The 5,990-nt window shown below is 54.7% G+C and carries 1 protein-coding gene; it reads left to right on the top strand.

Annotation, left to right across the window (positions count from 1 at the left end):
* Positions 1–5,990, top strand: a 5,990-nt coding sequence (locus DEF47_RS09290) for a non-ribosomal peptide synthetase (RefSeq protein ID WP_287045099.1), incomplete at both ends; no start/stop codon positions are given.

Genomic DNA, 5,990 nt, shown 5'->3' with positions numbered 1-5,990 from the left:
ACCAACTTTTTCCAAGTAGGTGGGCATTCGTTGTTGGCTACCCAAGTTGTGGCGCGGGTGCGTGAACTGCTGCCAACGGTTGATCTGCCTGTGCGCCGCCTTTTTGAGCTACCGACCTTGGCAGCGTTTGTGGCTAGTCTCGACCCAACACCGCATAAAGATGCTGCTGTGGTGCTACCTGCTCTGGTGGCACAACCACGACCGGAACATCTTCCATTATCGTTTGCCCAAGAACGTTTGTGGTTTTTGAACCAACTTGATGCGACGAGCAATCAAGCCTATACGATTCCGCTGGCAGTGCGCATTGTTGGCGACCTGCCGCCAGCGGTGATCCAGATGGCCTTACAACAGCTGGTAGATCGGCATTCCAGTTTGCGCACAACCTTTTATGCACTTGATGGTCAGCCCTATCAACGGATTGCGCCGACCCTCATGCTAGCGTTGTCGTTACACGATCTGCGTGGTCGGAGCGAAGCCGACGTGCATGCGGCGATTCACGCGGCAATTGCCGAACCATTTGATTTGGAGCGCGGGCCGCTATTGCGGGTAACGTTGCTGCGCGAAGCTGATGATCGCCATGTGTTGGTGCTGACTTTGCACCATAGCATCACTGATGGCTGGTCGATGGAGCTATTGTTACGTGAATTTGCCCAAGCCTTGGCCGCTGCTCGCCTTGGTGAACCGACCCGTTTTGCCCCGCTGGTGGTCGATGTGGTCGATGTCGTGCTGTGGCAACGAGCGGTATTGCGTGGCGAGCGCTTGGCCCAATTGCAGGGGTATTGGCAGACCCAGTTGCATGGGGTTGCTCCCTTGGCTTTGCCGACAGATTATCCACGACCTGCGGTGCAGCAGTTTGCCGGGGCAACGCTGCGAGTGACAATCCCAACAGTGGTGCTTGAACAGTTGCGCGTCCTTGGGCAGACCCATGGGGCGACATTGTTTATGGTGCTGATGGCGGCCTATCAGGCATGGTTGGCTCGCCTGAGTGGGCAGCGCGATATTGCGGTTGGTACGCCAATTGCCGGACGTACCCAAGCTGAAATGGAAGGATTGATTGGCTTTTTTGCCAATACGTTGGTTGTGCGGAGTGATGTGCGGCGGGATCTTGGGTTTACGGCGCTGCTGGAACAGGTACGGGCAACACTCTTGACTGGTTATAGCCAGCAAGAATTGCCATTTGAGCAAATGGTGCAGCTGGTCCAGCCAGAGCGCGATCTGAGTCGCTCGCCGTTATTTCAAGCGATGTTGACCCTGCATCATGCCCAACCGACCAGCATGGATTGGGGCGAGATTGCGCTCGAACCAATTGACTTGGCGGGAACGGTAGCGAAATTTGATCTGTCGTTGGGCTTGGTGGAGACGACGAGCGGCTTAGTCGCAACATTTGAATATAGCACAGCCTTATTTACCCAGGCCACGATCGAGCGCTGGTCGGGGCACTGGCTGACGTTCTTAACTGTAATTGCAGCAAATCCAACCCAATCAATCGGCGAATTGGCCCTCTTGACGACAGCCGAACAAGCACAGGTATTAGTTGGCTGGAATCAAACGCGGACGATCTATCCGCCAGCACAGGGTTTGCATCATGTGATTGAAGCTCAAGTTGCACAACATCCTACGGCGATTGCGTTGCGCTATGAAGATCGAACGCTTTCGTATGCCGAACTGAATGTGCGGGCCAATCAACTGGCGCATCGCTTGATCGATTTAGGGGTGCGACCTGATACGCTGGTGGCGATTTGTGCCGAACGATCGATCGAAATGGTGATTGGCTTGTTGGGGGTTTTGAAAGCGGGCGGGGCATATGTGCCTTTGGATGCTAGCTATCCGATTGATCGACTTGAGTTTATGCTGGCCGATGCACAACCGCTGGTGCTCTTAACCGCGCTGACTGCTGGGCAAACCAACTCCGAGCTCCAGCAATTAATTGAATTTCAAGCATGTCCACGGCTTGATCTGATGCAATTGCAGCTGCTTGCTGATCAGCCAACCCACAATCCTGCGGTAGCCATCGAGGGCCATAATTTGGCCTACATGATCTATACCTCAGGCTCGACTGGCAAGCCCAAAGGGGCATTAAATCAACACGATGCGATTATCAATCGTTTATTGTGGATGCAAGCGGAGTATCGGTTGACGGCAGCCGATCGGGTGCTCCAAAAAACTCCGTTTAGTTTTGATGTATCGGTGTGGGAATTTTTCTGGCCATTGCTGGTTGGGGCACAATTGGTCTTGGCCCGACCGGAAGGCCACAAAGATCCGGAATATTTGACCGAGGTCATTCAGGCCGAGCAGATTACCACAGTGCATTTTGTGCCATCGATGCTACGCCTGTTTCTGGAGCATCGGCAAGCACCTATGTGTACCTCGTTGCGACGGACGATCTGCTCGGGTGAGGCGTTGCCAGCAGATGTAGCTCAGCAGTTTTTGCAACAGCTTCCGCAAAGTGGCTTGCATAATTTGTATGGGCCAACCGAAGCCGCAGTAGATGTGTCGTATTGGGCGTGTAGGCCCGATGCAACGGCAAGTAGTGTGCCGATTGGGCGACCAGTAGCCAATACCCAATTGTACCTGTTGGATCAGGCGCTGCAACCTGTACCGATCGGCTGTTTTGGCGAATTATATATTGGTGGGCTGCAAGTAGGTCGCGGTTATTATAATCGGCCAAACTTGACGGCAGAGCGCTTTGTGCCCGATCCATTTAGCCCAATTGCCGGAGCGCGACTCTATCGAACAGGCGATCTTGCGCGTTGGCGAGCAGATGGCAACATCGAATATGGTGGGCGGATTGACCACCAAGTCAAGGTGCGTGGCTTGCGCATCGAGCTGGGCGAAATTGAGCAGCAATTGTTGGCGTTGCCCGACATAACCGATGCAGTTGTGGTGTTACGCGAAGATCAGCCAGGCGATCAACGCTTAGTTGCGTATGTGGTTTCCTCAAACGAGACGTTGCTGATAAGTATAGTTCGTCAGCGTTTGGCTCAGCACTTACCTGAGTTTATGTTGCCGAATGCCCTGGTACAGATGGATGCACTACCATTGTCACCGAATGGCAAACTTGATCGTCGTCGCTTGCCTGTGCCGAGCTATGCTGAGCAATTGCTTGATGATGCACCACCACAAACGGAGTTGGAGCAAGCAATTGCCGAAATTTGGGCTTCGGTCTTGAGGGTATCAACGATCCAACGCCAGAGCAACTTTTTTCAGCTGGGCGGGCATTCGTTGCTGGCGACTCAGGTAGTGGCCCGCGTTCGCGAGCTGCTGCCTCAGCTTGATCTGCCGTTGCGACGGTTATTTGAATTGCCAACCTTGGCAGCGTTTGCCGCGAGTTTGCAGAATGCCCCCGCTGAGCTGTTGGCTCCAGTGCTACCAGCACTCATACCACAGCCGACTCCAGAGCATATTCCACTGTCATTTGCCCAAGAACGCTTGTGGTTTTTGAGCCAACTTGATGCTGAAAGCAGTCAGGCCTATACCATTCCAATGGCAGTACGAATTGTGGGTGATCTACCGCCGATGGTGGTGCAGTCAGCCCTGCAACAGCTTGTGGATCGCCATGCCAGTTTACGCACAAGTTTTTATGCGCTTGACGGTCAGCCCTATCAGCGGATCGCACCAACCCTAACGCTTGGATTGGCGCTCCATGATCTCCGTGGTCGTAGCGAGGCTGATGTCCATGCGGCGATTCAAGCGGCAATTGCTGAGCCATTTGATTTGGAGCATGGACCGTTGCTGCGGGCGATGTTATTGCGCGAGGCCGCTGATCGCCATGTATTGGTGCTGACCTTGCACCACACGATTACCGATGGTTGGTCGATGGAGTTGCTGGTGCGCGAGCTGGCCCAAGCCCTGGCGGCTGCTCGCGTGGGTGAAGTCGCTCGTTTTGCACCATTAGTGGTCGATGTGGTTGATGTGGTGGTGTGGCAACGGGCAGTGTTGCGTGGCGAACGCCTGACTCGTTTGCAGGCCTATTGGCAATCACAGCTGAGTGATGCCACTCCCTTGGCTTTGCCGACGGATTATGCGCGACCAGCGGTGCAACAGTTTGCCGGGGCAACAGTTGGGGTGGTGATCCCTGATGCTGTAGTGAGGAAGTTGCGGCTGCTGGGGCAGGCCCATGGGGCGACATTGTTTATGGTGTTGATGGCGGCCTATCAAGCATGGTTGGCACGGCTGAGTGGGCAGCGCGATATTGCCGTTGGCACACCGATTGCCGGACGCACCCAAGCTGGAATGGATGAATTAATCGGATTTTTCGCCAATACGTTGGTTGTGCGGAGTGATGTGCGGCGAGATCTTGGATTTACGGCGCTGCTGGAACAGGTGCGCGAGACCTTGTTGGCGGGGTATAGCCATCAGGAATTGCCGTTTGAGCAGGTGGTGCAGGTCGTTCAGCCCGAGCGCGATCTGAGCCGTTCGCCCTTGTTTCAAACGATGCTAACTCTACAACACGCACCCCAAGCAAGCCTTGATTGGGGTGAGATTGCCCTTGAACCAATCAGCCTCACCGGAACGATTGCTAAATTCGATTTGACCCTTGGTTTGTTGGAAACACCCCATGGCTTGATCGGCAGTTTTGAGTATAGCACGGTGTTGTTTGCTGAGACCACAATCGAGCGCTGGTCAAAGCATTGGCAAACCTTTCTGACCGCACTGGCCGATGATCCAGCGCTGCCCGTTGGCCGTTTGCCACTTATGCAGCCTGCCGAGCAAACAGCGATTGTGCAACGCCAATCGCCAACGCTGGCGGTGACTGGCCCTACGACCTTGGCTGAAGCCCTCACGCAACAAGCGGCTGACACACCTACTGCCATTGCCGTGCAGACAGAGGGATCTGTATGGACGTATGCGCAAATGAATACCGCCGCCAATCAGTTAGCGTGGGAGTTGCGTGAACTAGGCGTTGGCCCTGAGGTGGTGGTGGGAATGTACCTTAACCGCACGCCGCTCCTACTGGTGACGTTACTGGCGATTCTGAAGGCTGGTGGTGCCTACCTACCGCTCGACCCTCAGCACCCGATTGAACGAGTAACATGGATGCTGGCGGATAGTCAGGCACTGGTGGTGGTGACTGAGCAGCATCTAAGTGCCCGCCTGAACGCATCACCATGTCAAGTGCTGGATATCGAAACCGCTTGGTTACGTATTACCGCAGAAAATTCTCCTTCCGCACCACCATTAAGCAGCACTGCCGCCAATTTAGCGTATGTGATTTATACCTCGGGTTCGACGGGTGTTCCCAAAGGCGTAGCAATTCCTCACCATACCGTATTGGCCTTGCTGGCCTCGATGCGCGAACAAATACTGATGAGAGTAGGTGATGTGCTGCTGGCGCTGAGCACGATGGCCTTTGATATTTCGGTGACAGATGTCTTTTTGCCGTTGACGAGTGGTGCGACAATCTATCTGGTTACGAGTGACGTAGCCCGAGATCCTGTCTTGTTGCGGGATGTGCTGGAGCGCCAGCCGATTCGACTGGTGCAAGCGACCCCCGCAACATGGCGATTGTTGATTTCGGCAGGCTGGCAGGGCGACCCGACGCTGACGGCGATTGCTGGCGGCGAAGCCTTGCACGCGGATCTCGCGGCGGCCATTCGGATGCGGAGCAATGCGTTGTGGAATATGTATGGCCCAACCGAAACAACGGTTTATGCAACCCGGGCCTTGATTGAGAACGATGATATTAGCCTTGGTTGGGGCTTAGATAATGTACGGTTATATGTGCTCGATCAGGCTGGGCAAGTTGTACCATTGGGGGTTGCAGGTGAGTTATATATTGGGGGATCAGGGATTGCCCGTGGCTATCTTGGGCGACCGAGCCTGACAGCGGAGCGCTTTGTGCCAGACCCATTGAGTGGTGAGGCAGGTGCACGGTTGTACCGAACGGGAGATTTGGTGCGGCAACGGGCCGATGGACGGTTTGACTATGATGGGCGGATTGACCACCAAGTCAAGGTGCGTGGATTCCGCATCGAGTTGGGCGAAATTGA

It is taken from the genome of Herpetosiphon sp., assembly GCF_003512625.1.
Lineage (GTDB): Bacteria > Chloroflexota > Chloroflexia > Chloroflexales > Herpetosiphonaceae > Herpetosiphon > Herpetosiphon aurantiacus.
This window is presented reverse-complemented; position numbering and strand designations above follow the sequence as displayed.